The organism is Variovorax sp. OAS795 (genome assembly GCF_040546685.1).
Classification (GTDB): Bacteria; Pseudomonadota; Gammaproteobacteria; order Burkholderiales; family Burkholderiaceae_C; genus Variovorax.
On sequence record NZ_JBEPOH010000001.1, the window covers coordinates 916,835 to 932,283 of the forward strand.

General features: G+C 66.8%; 13 protein-coding genes. 12 read left to right on the top strand and 1 reads right to left on the bottom strand.

What is annotated here, in order from left to right:
• Positions 1 to 121 precede the first annotated feature (121 nt).
• The 10 genes from ABID97_RS04430 to ABID97_RS04475 all read left to right on the top strand — a co-directional run bounded on the left by ABID97_RS04430 (position 122) and on the right by ABID97_RS04475 (position 11,314).
• Positions 122 to 1,252 carry a Re/Si-specific NAD(P)(+) transhydrogenase subunit alpha gene (locus tag ABID97_RS04430; protein WP_354397341.1) on the top strand — a complete coding sequence of 377 codons (1,131 nt, stop codon included), beginning with the start codon at positions 122 to 124 and terminating at the stop codon, positions 1,250 to 1,252.
• A 39-nt stretch (positions 1,253 to 1,291) separates the two neighbouring features.
• Positions 1,292 to 1,624, top strand: a complete 333-nt coding sequence (locus tag ABID97_RS04435; RefSeq protein ID WP_028259109.1) for an NAD(P) transhydrogenase subunit alpha part 2 — start codon at positions 1,292 to 1,294, stop codon at positions 1,622 to 1,624.
• Entirely contained in the window at positions 1,621 to 3,048 is a 1,428-nt protein-coding gene (locus ABID97_RS04440) for an NAD(P)(+) transhydrogenase (Re/Si-specific) subunit beta (protein ID WP_354397342.1), read from the top strand. Before ABID97_RS04435 ends, ABID97_RS04440 begins: the two co-directional genes overlap by 4 nt.
• Positions 3,049 to 3,148: 100 nt before the next feature.
• Positions 3,149 to 4,828 carry a long-chain-fatty-acid--CoA ligase gene (locus tag ABID97_RS04445; RefSeq protein ID WP_354397343.1) on the top strand — a complete coding sequence of 560 codons (1,680 nt, stop codon included), beginning with the start codon at positions 3,149 to 3,151 and terminating at the stop codon, positions 4,826 to 4,828.
• 50 nt (positions 4,829 to 4,878) lie between these two features.
• On the top strand, positions 4,879 to 5,883 hold the full coding sequence (locus ABID97_RS04450) for an ABC transporter permease subunit (RefSeq protein WP_354397344.1): 1,005 nt from the start codon (positions 4,879 to 4,881) through the stop codon (positions 5,881 to 5,883).
• 2 nt (positions 5,884 to 5,885) lie between these two features.
• A complete protein-coding gene (locus ABID97_RS04455) occupies positions 5,886 to 6,791 on the top strand; it encodes an ABC transporter permease subunit (RefSeq protein ID WP_354397345.1) in 906 nt (301 codons plus the stop codon).
• The gene (locus ABID97_RS04460) at positions 6,788 to 7,819 is read left to right on the top strand and encodes an ABC transporter ATP-binding protein (protein ID WP_354397346.1); all 1,032 of its coding nucleotides are present in this window, start codon (positions 6,788 to 6,790) and stop codon (positions 7,817 to 7,819) included. The genes ABID97_RS04455 and ABID97_RS04460 overlap by 4 nt, the downstream gene beginning before the upstream one ends.
• Positions 7,816 to 8,859, top strand: a complete 1,044-nt coding sequence (locus ABID97_RS04465; RefSeq protein ID WP_354397347.1) for a dipeptide ABC transporter ATP-binding protein — start codon at positions 7,816 to 7,818, stop codon at positions 8,857 to 8,859. The genes ABID97_RS04460 and ABID97_RS04465 overlap by 4 nt, the downstream gene beginning before the upstream one ends.
• Before the next feature lie 31 nt (positions 8,860 to 8,890).
• Entirely contained in the window at positions 8,891 to 10,525 is a 1,635-nt protein-coding gene (locus ABID97_RS04470) for an ABC transporter substrate-binding protein (protein WP_354397348.1), read from the top strand.
• Between the two features lie 3 nt (positions 10,526 to 10,528).
• Positions 10,529 to 11,314: a 5'-methylthioadenosine/adenosylhomocysteine nucleosidase gene (locus ABID97_RS04475; RefSeq protein ID WP_354397349.1), complete on the top strand. Its 786-nt coding sequence runs from the start codon at positions 10,529 to 10,531 to the stop codon at positions 11,312 to 11,314.
• Here ABID97_RS04475 and corA read toward each other — a convergent pair.
• Positions 11,307 to 12,293 (bottom strand): magnesium/cobalt transporter CorA, encoded by a 987-nt coding sequence (gene corA, locus ABID97_RS04480; RefSeq protein ID WP_354397350.1) that lies wholly within the window; start codon positions 12,291 to 12,293, stop codon positions 11,307 to 11,309. The genes ABID97_RS04475 and corA overlap by 8 nt on opposite strands.
• A 217-nt stretch (positions 12,294 to 12,510) precedes the next feature.
• On the opposite strand from corA, the gene ABID97_RS04485 reads away from it, so the two are divergent.
• Both ABID97_RS04485 and hpf read left to right on the top strand, forming a co-directional pair.
• Positions 12,511 to 14,628, top strand: a complete 2,118-nt coding sequence (locus ABID97_RS04485; RefSeq protein ID WP_354397351.1) for an ATP-dependent helicase — start codon at positions 12,511 to 12,513, stop codon at positions 14,626 to 14,628.
• A 318-nt stretch (positions 14,629 to 14,946) separates the two neighbouring features.
• Complete coding sequence (gene hpf / locus ABID97_RS04490; RefSeq protein WP_354397352.1) at positions 14,947 to 15,276, top strand: ribosome hibernation-promoting factor, HPF/YfiA family; 330 nt, start codon at positions 14,947 to 14,949, stop codon at positions 15,274 to 15,276.
• The last annotated feature ends 173 nt before the right edge of the window (positions 15,277 to 15,449 follow it).

Consider the following 15,449-nt stretch of genomic DNA (forward strand, 5'->3'; position numbering starts at 1 on the left):
AATGCAATGACCACGGTCATCAAGCGATGAATCGAAGCGAGATTTAGGCGACAGGGGTGGCCGTAATCTTGCTGTAAGCTCTGGCCGCGTTCCGTATTGCCCTTGCCCCGAGGAGATCTCTATGCTGATAGGCGTGCCTGCCGAGACGACGGCCGGCGAAACCCGTGTGGCCGTTACGCCCGAGACGGTGAAGAAACTTGTCGCCTCCGGGCACGCGGTTCGCGTGCAGTCGGGGGCCGGCGTTGCAGCCAGCGTGACCGACGCCGCCTACCAGGCGGCCGGCGCTGAAATCACCGACGTGGCCGGCGCCTTCGGGGCCGACATGGTGCTCAAGGTGCGCTCGCCCGACGATGCGGAAACCGCGCGCATGAAGCCCGGCACCGTGGTCATCGGCATGCTCAACCCCTTCGATGCCGCCGGGCTGCAGCGCCTGGCCACGGCCGGCCTCACGGCTTTCGCCCTGGAGGCCGCGCCGCGCACCACCCGCGCCCAGAGCATGGACGTGCTCAGCTCGCAGGCCAACATCGCGGGCTACAAGGCCGTGATCATGGCGGCCGACAAATACCAGCGCTTCTTCCCGATGCTCATGACCGCCGCCGGCACCGTGAAGGCCGCGCGCGTGGTCATCCTGGGCGTCGGCGTGGCGGGCCTGCAGGCCATCGCCACCGCCAAACGCCTGGGCGCCGTGATCGAGGCTTCGGACGTGCGCCCGAGCGTCAAGGAGCAGATCGAATCCTTGGGCGGCAAGTTCATCGAGGTGTCCTACGACACCGATGAAGAGAAGGAAGCCGCGGTCGGCGTGGGCGGCTACGCCAAGCCCATGCCTCCCAGCTGGCTCGCGCGCCAGCAGGTCGAGGTGGCCAAGCGCGTGGCGCTGGCCGACATCGTCATCAGCACCGCGCTCATCCCGGGACGTGCCGCGCCCACGCTCATCACCGAGGACATGGTCAAGGCCATGAAGCCGGGCTCGGTGATCGTCGACATCGCGGCCGGCAAGGGCGCGGATGGCGTCGGCGGCAACTGCCCCCTGTCGGAAGCCGACAAGACGGTGGTCAAGCACGGCGTGACCATCGTCGGGGAGACCAACCTGCCGGCGCTCGTGGCGGCCGACGCGTCGGCGCTCTATGCGCGCAACGTGCTCGACTTCCTCAAGCTCATCGTCACCAAGGAGGGCGGCCTGAAGATCGACCTCGAGGACGACATCGTCGCCGCCTGCCGCGTCGCGCACGACGGCCAGGTCACGAAGAAATAAGCCAAGCCGCCCCCGGCACCCCCGCGAGGAGAAGAAATCATGGATCCCGTTTCCCACACCGTCATCAACCTCATCATCTTCGTGCTGGCCATCTACGTGGGCTACCACGTGGTGTGGACCGTCACGCCCGCGCTGCACACGCCGCTGATGGCCGTGACCAACGCCATCTCGGCCATCGTGGTCGTGGGCGCCATGCTGGCGGCCGCGCTCACCGAAACCACCCTGGGCAAGACCATGGGCGTGCTGGCCGTCGCGCTGGCGGCGGTGAACATCTTCGGCGGCTTCCTCGTCACGCGGCGCATGCTCGAGATGTTCAAGAAGAAGGACAAGAAGGCCGCGGCGCCCAAGGCCGAGTCGGGAGCCGCCCAATGAGCATGAACGTCGTCACGCTGCTGTACCTGGTTGCCAGCGTCTGCTTCATCCAGGCCCTGAAGGGCCTGTCCCATCCCACCACCTCCATCCGCGGCAACCTCTTCGGCATGGTTGGCATGGCCATCGCGGTGGTGACCACCGGCGCGCTGATCTACAACCTGTCCGGCGGCCACCTCATGGGCCTGGGCTGGGTGCTGCTCGGGCTGGTGGCCGGCGGCGGCTACGGCGCCTACCGCGCCAAGACGGTCGAGATGACCAAGATGCCCGAGCTGGTGGCCTTCTTCCACAGCATGATCGGCCTGGCGGCGGTGTTCATCGCGGTCGCGGCCGTGGTCGAACCCGCGGCCATGCTCGAAGGCATCGCCAAGGGCGCACCCATTCCCGCCGGCAACCGGCTGGAGCTGTTCCTGGGCGCGGCCATCGGTGCCATCACCTTCAGCGGCTCGGTGATCGCCTTCGGCAAGCTCTCGGGCACCTACAAGTTCCGCCTGTTCCAGGGCGCGCCGGTGCAGTTCAAGGGCCAGCACATGCTGAACCTGGTGCTCGGCCTGGCCATGATCGGCCTGGGGCTGGTGTTCATGGCCACCGAAAGCTGGCCGGCGTTCTTCGCGATGCTGGCGCTGGCCTTCGTGATGGGCGTGCTCATCATCATCCCGATCGGCGGCGCCGACATGCCGGTGGTGGTGTCGATGCTCAACAGCTACTCGGGCTGGGCGGCCGCGGGCATCGGCTTCAGCCTGAACAACGCGATGCTGATCGTGGCCGGTTCGCTGGTGGGCTCTTCGGGTGCGATCCTGAGCTACATCATGTGCAAGGCCATGAACCGCTCGTTCTTCAATGTGATCCTGGGCGGCTTCGGCGGCGAGGCGGTCACGGCCGCCGGCGGCGCCAAGGAGCAGCGCCCGGTCAAGAGCGGCAGCGCCGACGACGCGGCCTTCGTGCTGGGCAATGCCGAGACGGTGGTCATCGTGCCGGGCTACGGCCTGGCGGTGGCGCGCGCCCAGCATGCGGTGAAGGAGCTGGCGCAGAAGCTCACCGAGAAGGGCATCACCGTGAAGTACGCGATCCACCCGGTGGCCGGGCGCATGCCGGGCCACATGAACGTGCTGCTGGCCGAGGCCGAGGTGCCCTACGACCAGGTGTTCGAGATGGAGGACATCAACGGCGAGTTCGGCCAGGCCGACGTGGCGATCATCCTGGGCGCCAACGACGTGGTGAACCCCGCCGCGCTCACCAAGGGCAGCCCGATCTACGGCATGCCGATCCTGGAGGCCTACAAGGCCAAGACGGTGATCGTGAACAAGCGCTCGATGGCAGCGGGCTATGCGGGCCTGGACAACGAGCTGTTCTACATGGACAAGACGATGATGGTCTTTGGCGATGCGAAAAAAGTAGTGGAAGATATGGGCAAGGCCATCGAATAGGCAGAAGGTCCGTGCCCGCACACCGCGGGCCAGATCATCGCGGCGCCATCACGAGCGCCGTTTTCGTTTTCAGATAACTCGATTTGGAGGAGACACATCCATGACCGACCGTCCCTGGCTCACCAGCTACCCGCAAGGCGTGCCTGCCGATATCGATCCTTCCCACTACCCTTCGCTGGTGGCGCTCATGGAAGAGAGCTTCGCCAAGTACGCCGACCGCACGGCCTACAGCTTCATGGGCAAGGACGTGAGCTACGCGGAAACCGACAAGCTCAGCAAGTTCTTCGCGGCCTACCTGCAGGGCCTGGGGCTGGCCAAGGGCGACCGCGTGGCCGTGATGATGCCCAACTGCCCGCAGTACCCGATCGCGGTCGCGGCCATCCTGCGCGCCGGCCTCATCCTGGTGAACGTGAATCCGCTGTACACGCCGCGCGAGCTCGAGCACCAGCTCAAGGACTCGGGCGCAAAGGCCATCGTCATCATGGAGAACTTCGGCACCACGCTGCAGCAGTGCATCGCGGCCACGCCAATACGGCACATCGTGCTCGCCGCCATGGGCGACCGCCTCGGCTTGCTGAAGGGCGCGCTGGTCAACTACGTGGTGCGCAACGTCAAGAAGCTGGTGCCCCACTACAGCCTGCCGGGCGCAGTGCGCTTCAACGATGCGCTCGACCAGGGCAAGGGCCGTACGCTCCAGGTGCCCGTCATCGGCCCCGACGACGTGGCCGTGCTGCAGTACACCGGTGGCACCACCGGCGTCTCCAAGGGCGCGGTGCTGCTGCATCGCAATGTGATCGCCAACGTGCTGCAGTCCGAAGCCTGGAACGAGCCCGTGATGGCGAAGGTGCCGGCCGGCGAACAGCCGACGAGCGTCTGCGCGCTGCCGCTCTATCACATCTTCGCGTTCACGGTCGGCATGATGCTGAACATGCGCACCGGCGGCAAGCTGATCCTGATCCCGAACCCGCGCGACCTGGCGGGTGTGCTCAAGGAGCTTTCCAGGCACACGATCCACAGCTTCCCGGCCGTCAACACGCTGTTCAACGGCCTGGCGAACCATCCGGACTTCAACACCGTCAACTGGAAGAACCTCAAGGTCTCGGTGGGCGGCGGCATGGCCGTGCAGGCCGCGGTCGCCAAGCTCTGGCTCGAGAAGACCGGCTGCCCGATCTGCGAGGGCTACGGCCTTTCCGAAACCTCGCCCTCGGCCACCTGCAACCCGACCGACAGCAAGGCCTACACCGGCACCATCGGCCTGCCGCTGCCGAGCACCTGGCTCAAGCTGCTGGACGACGAGGGCCGCGAAGTGCCTCCCGGCCAGGCCGGCGAGATCGCGATCAAGGGCCCGCAGGTCATGGCGGGCTACTGGCAGCGGCCCGACGAGACCGCCAAGGTCATGACGCCCGACGGCTACTTCAAGAGCGGCGACATCGGCGTGGTCGACGAGCGCGGCTACTTCAAGGTGGTCGACCGCAAGAAGGACATGATCCTGGTCTCGGGCTTCAACGTGTACCCGAACGAGATCGAAGACGTGGTGGCGCAGGTTCCGGGCGTGCTCGAATGCGCGGCCGTGGGCGTGAGCGACGAGAAGACCGGCGAAGCCGTCAAGCTCGTGATCGTCAAGAAGGACGCGTCGCTGACCGAAGCGCAGGTGCGCGAATACTGCCGGGCAAACCTTACGGGTTACAAGCAGCCGCGAACCATCGAGTTCCGCACCGACCTGCCGAAGACGCCGGTGGGCAAGATCCTGCGCCGCGAACTGCGCGACGCGAAGAAGTAAGGGTTCGGCCCGGGTAGGGCGGCGGCATCGATCTTGCATATTGCGGAGCGATGCTTCGCTTCCTCCTTACGCGCGTGAGCCTGCTGGTGCCGACCTTCATCGGCATGACGCTGCTTGCGTTCTTCCTCATCCGGATGGTGCCCGGAGACCCGATCGAAACCATGGCCGGCGAGCGCGGGATCGATCCCGCGCGCCATGCCCAGCTGCGCACGGCCTACGGCTTCGACAAGCCGGTGATCGTGCAGTACGGCATCTACATCGGCCGCGTGCTGCATGGCGACCTGGGCAAGTCGCTCATCACGCAGGAGTCGGTGGCCAACGAGTTTCTCGCGCTCTTTCCCGCCACGGTCGAGCTCGGCGTGTGCGCCATCCTCTTCGCATTGCTGCTGGGCCTTCCGGCCGGGATCATCGCGGCGGTGCGGCGCAATTCCATCTTCGACCATGGCGTGATGGCCACCTCGCTCACCGGCTACTCGATGCCGATCTTCTGGTGGGGGCTGCTGCTGATCCTGTTCTTCTCGGTGCAGCTGGGCTGGACGCCCGTGTCGGGCCGCATCGCGGTGCAGTACTTCGTCGAGCCCCGGACCGGCTTCCTGCTGGTCGATGCATTGCGCGCCGGCGAGGTCGACGCGTTCTGGTCGGCATTGCACCACCTGGTGCTTCCGGCCATCGTGCTCGGCACCGTGCCGCTGGCGGTCATTGCGCGCATGACGCGGTCGGCCATGCTCGAGGTGCTGGGCGAGGACTACATCCGCACTGCGCGCGCCAAGGGCCTGTCTCGCCTTCGCGTGGTGGGGCTGCATGCGCTGCGCAATGCGTTGATCCCGGTCGTCACGGTGATCGGCCTGCAGGTGGGCGTGCTCTTCACGGGCGCGATCCTCACCGAAACCATCTTCTCGTGGCCCGGCGTGGGCAAGTGGCTCATCGAGGCGATCGGCCGGCGCGACTACCCGGTGCTGCAGGGCGGCATGCTGCTGCTGGGCGGCATCGTGATGCTGGTCAACCTGCTGGTCGACGTGACCTACGGCATCATCAATCCGCGGATCAGGCGCTGAACATGGCCTCGACCGACATCATCGCCCCGCCCGTCGCGACCCAGGCGCCGCCCGGCCCCTGGCGCGAATTCTGGACCGCGTTCTCCGCCAACCGCGGCGCGGTGATCGGGCTGGCCACCATCGCGGCGCTGCTGCTGGTGGCGCTGTTCGCGCCGTGGATCGCGCCGCATGCGCCCAACGAAACCAACAGCGCCGTGTTCCTGCTGCCACCCGCGTGGCAGCAGGGCGGGTCGGCCAGCTACCTGCTGGGCACCGACGCCATCGGGCGCGACATTCTTTCGCGCCTCATGTTCGGCGCGCGGCTTTCGCTGTCGATCGGCGTGGCGGTGGTGGCGTTGTCGGTGGTTGCGGGCATCGTGCTCGGCCTGGTGGCGGGCTTCTTTCGCGGCGTGCTCGAGATTGCGATCATGCGGCTCATGGACATCGTGCTCACGCTGCCGAGCCTGCTGCTCGCCATCGTGATCGTCGCCATCCTCGGGCCCGGGCTGGTCAACGCGATGCTCGCGGTGGCCATCGTGGTGCTGCCGCACTATGTGCGCATCACGCGCGCGGCGGTCATCGCCGAAGTCTCGCGCGACTACGTCACGGCCGCGCGCGTGAGCGGCGCCGGCACCTTGCGCCTGATGTTCAGCGAGGTGCTGCCCAACTGCGCCGCGCCGCTCATCGTGCAGGCGTCTCTCGGCATCTCCACGGCCATTCTCGATGCGGCCGCGCTCGGCTTCCTCGGACTCGGCGCGCAGCCGCCGTCGCCCGAATGGGGAACGATGCTGGCCGACGCGCGCGAGTTCGTGCTGCGCGCCTGGTGGGTCGTCACATTCCCCGGCCTCGCCATTCTTGCGGCCGTGCTGGCCTTCAACCTGCTCGGCGACGGCCTGCGCGATGCGCTCGATCCGAAGCTCAAGAGATGAGCATGCTGCTGGACATCAAAAACCTGCACGTGGAGTTCCCCACGCAAGGCGGCGTGCTGCATGCCGTCGATGGCGTGAGCCTCACGCTCGAGGAGGGCGAGGTGCTCGGCATCGTCGGAGAATCGGGCTCGGGCAAGAGCGTGACCATGATGGCGCTGATGGGGCTCATCGGCTATCCGGGCCGCGTGCGCGCGGACCACATGCGCTTTGCCGGCAAGGAGCTGCTCGGCATTTCCGACAAGGCCCGCCGTACGCTGGTCGGCAAGGAGGTCGCGATGATCTTCCAGGAGCCGACCACCAGCCTCAACCCCTGCTTCACCATCGGCTTCCAGCTGATGGAGACGCTGCGGCTGCATCTGCAGATGGACCGGCGCACGGCCAAAAGGCGCGCGACCGAATTGCTGGAGCAGGTCGGCATACCTGCCCCGTCGACTCGCCTCGGCAGCTATCCGCACCAGCTTTCGGGCGGCATGAACCAGCGCGTGATGATCGCGATGGCCATTGCCTGCAACCCGCGCCTCCTGATCGCCGACGAGCCGACCACCGCGCTCGACGTCACGATCCAGGCGCAGATCCTCGACCTGCTGCGCCAGCTGCAGAAGGAGCGCGGCATGGCGCTGGTGCTCATCACGCACAACATGGGCGTGGTGAGCGAGATGGCGCAGCGCATTGCCGTCATGTATGCGGGCCAGGTGATGGAGCAGCAGCGCGTCGACCGGCTCTTTGCGAATCCGCAGCATCCCTACACCGAGGCGCTGCTGGCGGCATTGCCCGAGCGCGCGGCGCCCGAGGGGCGGCTGGCCACCATCGCGGGCGTGGTGCCCGGCGTGCACGACCGGCCCGCGGGCTGCCTCTTTGCGCCGCGCTGCGGCTACGTGACGAACAGGGCCTGCAACGTGCGGCCGGCACTGCGTGCGGTCGCGTCGCAGCCGGGCGCCGAAGTGCGCTGCCATTTTCCGCTCGGCGAGCCGGGGCGGCTTGCGGCCATCGAGGCGGACCGGCCGCGAGTTGCGGAGATGCACCGATGAGCGAAATGCCCGGGGATGCTGTCGTCGATGCGCGCAACCTGCAGCGCACCTATGCCGTGCGGCGCGGCATGTTCCGCGCGGCTACGCAGCTGCGTGCGGTCGGCGACATCTCTTTTCGCATCGATCGTGGGCGCACGCTTGCAGTGGTCGGTGAATCGGGCTGCGGCAAGTCCACGCTCGCGCGCATGGTCGCGCTGATCGAGAAGCCGACGGCCGGACAGCTCACGCTGGTGGGCCACGATGCGGTGAGCACGCCGCCCGAGCACCGGCGCGAACTGCGCCAGGCGGTGCAGCTGGTGTTCCAGAACCCCTATGGCTCGCTCAATCCGCGCAAGAAGATCTCCACCGTGCTCGAGGATCCGCTGGCCATCAACACCACGCTGGGCAAAACGCAGCGGGCCGACAAGGCGCGCGAGATGCTCGCGCGCGTGGGCCTGCGGCCCGAGCACGCGAACCGCTATCCGCACATGTTCTCGGGCGGGCAGCGACAGCGCATCGCCATTGCGCGCGCGCTCATGCTGGAGCCGCGCCTCCTGGTGGCCGACGAGCCGGTGTCGGCGCTCGACGTGTCGATCCAGGCGCAGGTGCTGAACCTGCTGGCCGACCTGCAGGCCGAGCTGGGCCTGGCCTATCTCTTCATTTCGCACGACCTTGGCGTCGTGCGGCACATCGCGCACGACGTGCTCGTGATGTACCTCGGCCATGCGGTGGAGCAGGGCCCCAAGTCGCGCATCTTCGCGCGGCCGCTGCATCCCTACACGCAGGCGCTGCTGGCGTCCACGCCCGGTCTCAGCAGCCAGCGCATCGTGCTCAAGGGCGAGCTGCCGTCGCCGCTCGATCCGCCCTCGGGCTGCGTCTTCAGCACGCGCTGCTCGCACGTGACAGCGCGCTGCCGCGAGGAGCGGCCGCTGCTGCGCGCGCTCGACGAACGGCTGGTGGCCTGCCACTACGCCGAGAAGTTTCTCGATGGCGCGGCGCCGGTGGGCGCCGACATGCCGTTGTCTCCGCCGTTCGTCGCGCCTTTGGCGACGAGCCCCTAGTTCACTTCAACCCGTGTCCCAAGGAGTTGCCATGAAGACCCAGCCATCCGTTTCGCGACCCTCGCGAAAGCTCGTTGCATTGCTCGCGCCGACCGCACTCGCCGTGCTCGCGCTGGCTTCCGGCGCCGCGGCCGCCAAGACGCTGGTCTACTGCTCGGAGGGGAGTCCCGAGAACTTCTATCCTGGCGTGAACACCACCGGCACTTCGTTCGACGTGACCACGCAGGTCTACAACACCATCGTCGAGTTCGAGCGGGGCGGCACCAAGGTCGTGCCCGGCCTGGCGGAAAAGTGGGACATCTCGGCCGACGGCACGCAGTACACCTTCCACCTGCGCAAGGGCGTGAAGTGGCACAGCACCAGCAAGACCTTCAAGCCGACGCGCGACTTCAACGCCGACGACTTCATCTTCATGCTCGAGCGGCAGTGGAAGGAAAGCGACCCGTTCTTCAAGGTCACGAGCCAGAACCATTCGTACTTCAACGACATGGGCATGCCCAAGCTCCTGAAGTCGGTCGACCGCGTCGACGAGTTCACGGTCAGGATCGTGCTCAACCAGGCCGAGGCGCCGTTCCTCGCCAACCTTGCGATGCAGTACGCGGGCATCCAGTCGAAGGAATACGCCATCGCCATGCTCAAGGCCGGCACGCCCGAGAAAGTCGACCAGGACCCGATCGGCACGGGCCCGTTCTATCTTGTGCAATACCAGAAGGACGCGGTCATCCGCTTCAAGGCCTTTCCGCAATACTGGGGCGGCAAGGCGAAGATCGACGACCTCGTGTTCGCGATCACGCCCGATGCCTCGGTGCGCTGGGCCAAGCTGCAGAAGGGCGAGTGCCACGTGATGCCGTATCCGAACCCGGCCGACCTCGACGCGATCCGCAAGGACCCGAACGTGCAGGTGCTCGAGCAGCCCGGCCTCAACGTGGGCTATCTCTCGTACAACACCACCAAGAAGCCCTTCGACGACGTGCGCGTGCGCAAGGCCATCAACATGGCGATCAACAAGAAGGCGATCATCGACGGCGTGTACCTGTCGACCGGCGTGGCCGCGAAGAACCCGATCCCGCCGACCATGTGGTCCTACAACGATGCGGTCAAGGACGATGCCTACGATCCCGAAGCCGCCAAGAAGCTGCTGGCGCAGGCTGGCTTTCCCGATGGCTTCTCGACCGACCTGTGGGCCATGCCGGTGCAGCGGCCCTACAACCCGAACGCCAAGCGCATTGCCGAGCTGATGCAGGCCGACCTCGCCAAGATCAACGTCAAGGCCGAGATCAAGAGCTTCGAGTGGGGCGAGTACCGCAAGCGCCTGCAGGCCGGCGAGCACCAGATGGGCATGCTGGGCTGGACCGGCGACAACGGCGACCCGGACAACTTCCTCTACACATTGCTGGGCTGCGCCTCGGCCAAGTCGGCGAGCGGCAGCAACATCTCGAAGTTCTGCTACCAGCCGTACGAAGACCTCGTGCTGAAGGCCAAGAGCACCACCAAGCAGGCCGACCGCGATGCGCTCTACAAGAAGGCGCAGGTGATCTTCAAGGAACAGGCGCCGTGGTTCACCATCGCGCATGCGGTGCAGCTCAAGCCGGTGCGCAAGGAAGTGGTCGATTTCAAGCTCAGCCCCTTCGGTCGCCACACCTTCTATGGCGTGGACATCAAGTAGCCGATGAGTGCGCCCGTTGCCATCGTGGCCGCCATGCACGAGGAGCTCGGCGCGCTCCTCGCCCGGATGCCCGACGAGCAACGCGTGCGTGCCGCGGGGCGCGACTTCTGGCTCGGCCACCTGCACGGCCAGCCGGTGGTCGCGGTGCTCTCGCGCATCGGCAAGGTCGCAGCCGCGGTCACGGCCACGGTGCTGCTCGAGCGCTTCGGCGTGCGGGCCATCGTGTTCACGGGGGTGGCGGGCGGGCTCGCGCCGGGCGTGAACGTGGGCGACGTGGTGGTGGCATCGGAGCTCCTGCAGCACGATCTCGATGCCTCGCCGATCTTTCCGAAGTACGAGGTGCCGCTCGTGGGCATCGCGCGCTTCGCGGCCGATGGTGCGATCGCCGACGCGCTCTCCGGCGTGGCGGAAGATGTGCTGCGCGATCCGGTCGCACTGATCGGCCAGCCGGCCATGGACGCGTTCGGCATCCGCGCGCCGAAGTTGCACCGCGGCCTGCTGGTGAGCGGCGACCGCTTCGTGTCGACCAGCGCCGAGAGCGCGGCACTCCGGCGCAACCTGCCCGATGCGCTCGCGGTCGAAATGGAAGGCGCCGCGATGGCGCAGGTGTGCCACGACTACGGGGTGCCGTTCGCGGCGATGCGGACGATTTCGGATCGCGCCGACGATGCCGCGCACGGCGACTTCGCGCGCTTCGTCGCCGAAGTGGCGAGCCGCTACAGCCTGGCGCTGGTCGACGCGTGGCTGGCCACGCTGCCTTCCTTGCCTGAATCGCCCGCGGCTACTTGAGCCAGCCGCGCCGGCGGAAGTACCACATCGGCACCAGCGCGCTGGCCGCCATCAGCGCCAGCGCGTACGGATAGCCCATCGCCCAGTCGAGCTCGGGCATGAGCTTGAAGTTCATGCCGTAGATGCTCGCGATCAGCGTGGGCGGCAGCAGCGCCACGCTGGCCACCGAGAAGATCTTGATGGTCTTGTTCTGGTTGATGTTGATGAAACCGACGGTCGCATCCATCAGGAAGTTGATCTTGTCGAACAGAAAGGCCGTGTGGTTGTCCAGCGATTCGATGTCGCGCAGGATCTGCCGCGCTTCCTCGAACTGCTCGGCGTTGAGCATGCGGCTTCGCATCATGAAGCTCACCGCGCGGCGCGTGTCCATCACGTTGCGCCGGATGCGGCCGTTCAAGTCTTCCTGGCGCGCGATGGCGGCCAGCACTTCGCCGGCCAACTCGTCGCTGACGTTGCCTTCGAGCACCTTCTTGCCGGCCACCTCGAGTTCGTCGTAGATGTTCTCCAGCGTGTCGGCCGAGTATTCGGCGTCCGCGTCGAACAGCTTGAGCAGCACTTCCTTCGCGTCTTCGATGAGCCCCGGTGCGCGGCGCGCGCGCATGCGCAGCAGGCGGAACACCGGCACGTCCTCGTCGTGGATCGAGAACAGCACGCCGCGGCTGCGCAGTTCGGCGTTGTGCTGATTCAGGATGAAGGCCACGCGCACCGAACGCGGGTCCTCGTCGTCGTCGATCAGGAAGTCGGAGCGGATGTGCAGCTCGCCGTTGTCTTCTTCATAGAAGCGCGCCGACTCCTCGATGTCCTCGTCCATCGCGTCCTCGGGAATCGACAGGCCGTAGTACTGCTTGATCCAGCGCTTTTCCTCCAGCGTGGGCGATTCGAGGTCGACCCAGATCGGCTGGAACTTGGAAAGCTCCTCGAGGGCTTCGATCTCTTCCTGGACGAGGCGGCCGTTGGCGAGCGTAAAGATGTTGAGCATGGGCTCACTCCCGTGAAATGGCTGGGGCGATGGGGCGAGGGAAGGGGCGCTTTCAATTCCCGGGCCCGGCGCAGGCAAGCGTCAGGGGGGAGTTGAAAGCTGCCGAGACGGGGCGGTTTCCAAGGTGCGGTCTCCTGTTGCAGCGAGGCGCGATTATGTCATCGGCCATGTGACGCAAGCCTGCCGATCTGGATGGACATACAGTAAAGTTGCGGCCATGCAGACCGCTGCGCTCCCCGTCTTTTCCGCCGCCGCCGCCACCCAGGCCGAGCGCCTGGCCGCCGCGCTCTCCGGGCTCAACGATGCGCAGCGCGCCGCGGTCGAACATGGCATCGGCACGCTGGTCGGCCGCGACGAGCGGCCGCTGCTGGTGATTGCCGGCGCGGGCTCCGGCAAGACCAGCACGCTGGCGCACCGCGTCGCGCACCTGATTGCCGGCGGTGTCGATCCGCAGCGCCTGCTGCTCCTGACCTTTTCCCGCCGCGCGGCCATCGAGATGGAGCGCCGCGCAGGGCAGGTGCTGGCACGCGTGCTCGGGTTCAAGTCGGAAAAGCCGCCTGCGCTGCCGTGGGCCGGCACCTTCCACGGCATCGGAGCGCGCCTGCTGCGCGAGTACGCCGCGCACATCGGCCTGAAGGACAACTTCACCATCCACGACCGCGGCGACGCCGAGGACCTGATGGGGCTGGTGCGGCACGAGATCGGCCTGTCGTCCAGCGTGAACCGCTTTCCGCGCAAGGGCACCTGCCTCGCGATCTACTCGCGCTGCGTGAATACGCGCGCGCCGCTGGCGGACGTGCTCGCGCAGGCATTTCCGTGGTGCGCCGAGTGGGAGGCCGAGCTCAAGCGCCTCTTCGGCGCCTATGTGGAAGCCAAGCAGCAGCAGAACGTGCTCGACTACGACGACCTGCTGCTCTATTGGGCCGGCATGGTGGCCGAGCCAGCCTTGGCCGAACTGGTCGGTGCCCGCTTCGACCATGTGCTGGTCGACGAGTACCAGGACACCAACCTGCTGCAGGCCTCCATTCTTCTTGCGCTCAAGCCCGATGGCCGCGGCGTGACCGTGGTGGGCGACGACGCGCAGTCGATTTACTCGTTCCGCGGCGCAACCGTACGTAACATCCTCGACTTTCCGTCGCAGTTTTCGCAGGCTGCCCGGGTCGTCACGCTGGAGCGCAACTACCGCTCCACGCAGCCGATCCTCGACGTTTCCAACCGGGTCATCGCGCACGCGGCCGAGCGGCATGCCAAGACCCTCTGGACCGACAAGCCATCGGCCGGCCGGCCGCAGCTGGTGCTGGTGCCCGACGAGGCGCAACAGGCGGTCTGGGTGGCCGACAAGGTGCTGGCGCACCGCGAAGGCGGCCTCGCGCTCAAGTCGCAGGCGGTGCTGTTCCGCGCTTCCACGCACAGCGCGCCGCTCGAGCTCGAACTGGCCCGCCGCAACATCCCGTTCGTGAAATATGGCGGCCTCAAGTTTCTCGAGGCCTCGCACGTGAAGGATCTGCTCGCGGTGCTGCGCTTTGCCGAGAACCCGCGCGGGCGCATGGCGGGTTTTCGCGTCACGCAGCTGATTCCGGGCATCGGGCCCGCCACCGGCACGCGGCTGCTGGACGCCATGGACCAGGCGGCCGACCCCGTGTCGGCGGTGCGTGGCTTCGTGCCGCCCTCGGCCGCGCGCGCCGAATGGGCGGTGTTCGCCGAAGCCTACGCGGCGCTGTGCGCGCCGGGGCTCGCATGGCCGGCCGACGTGGAACTGGCCGTGCGCTGGTACCTGCCGCACCTCGACCGGCTCTACGACGACCCCTCGGGCGTGCGGCGCGGCGACGTCGAGCAGCTGGCGCGCCTGGCATCGGCCCATGCCTCGCGGGAGCGCTTCCTGACCGAGCTCACGCTCGATCCGCCCGAAGCCACCAGCGACCGGCCGGGGCCGCCTTTGCTCGACGAGGACTACCTCATCCTTTCCACCATCCACTCGGCCAAGGGGCAGGAATGGAACTCGGTGCATGTGCTCAACGTGGTCGACGGCTGCCTGCCGGCCGACGTGGCGCAGGGCGCGCAAGAGCTCGAAGAGGAAAGGCGCCTGCTCTACGTGGCGATGACCCGGGCGCGCGACCACCTGCACCTGCTGGTGCCGCAGCGCTTCTACGTCACCCAGCAGGCGGTGCGCGGCGACCGGCACCTGTACGCCAACCGCACCCGCTTCATCACCGAGGCGGATCTCGCGGGTTTCGAGCAGCAGACCTGGCCCGCGCCGCCGGCGCGTCCACCGGCCGTTCCGCCGCCGGCCGCGGTGATCGACCTGCGCAACCGGATGCGCGCCGCCTGGGGTTGAATCCGGCCGGCCCTTTGCCCGGCAGGGTCACCGCTGGTGACGCAATGAAACACTTGCGCAGCACCTTGCCGCCGACAGCTGGCCGGCCTGCGGCGGCAGCTATGGAAGCTGTAGCGGAACGGCCGGTGCGGCCACGATGCGGGCGCCCCCCGGAAAACCCGACTATTGCAAACCCGTGACAGCTTGGGCATAGTGAATCGACCTTCCCTCATTTCCGCTCTTTTCTCTTCTCCCTCCGTCCCACATCTGATTTCGCCGGCCACGCTTCATTCCGGAGCGGGGTCATTTTCCCAACCGTCAATTCTCAGGAGGTCATTCATGAATTTGACGATCAGCGGTCATCACCTCGACGTCACACCTGCCTTGCGGACTTACGTCACGAGCAAGCTGGACCGGATCACACGGCATTTCGACCAGGTGGTCGATGTGAAGGTGCTCCTCACGGTGGAAAAGCAGAAGGAAAAGGAACGCCGCCAAAGGGCGGAGTGCAACATTCACGTCAAGGGCAATGACATGTTCGCGGAGTCGAGCCACGCTGATCTCTATGCTGCGGTCGATGAGCTGGTCGACAAGCTCGACCGCCAGGTGGTTCGCCACAAGGACCGCCTGCAGGACCACCATCACACGGCGCCCAAGCGGGTGATGTAGCCAAGCCACGGGCAAGGGCTTTCGGCCCCTGCGACAAGCCGCCCAAGGGCGGCTTTTTGTTGCCCTTCCTCATCTTCCGTTCCCGTCGCCGCGAGGCCTCCGGGCAACATGTAGCCAAAAAGTAGCCAACGGGATTGGGGTTTTTACCGAGCAGGTGCATAATCGCCCCCGCC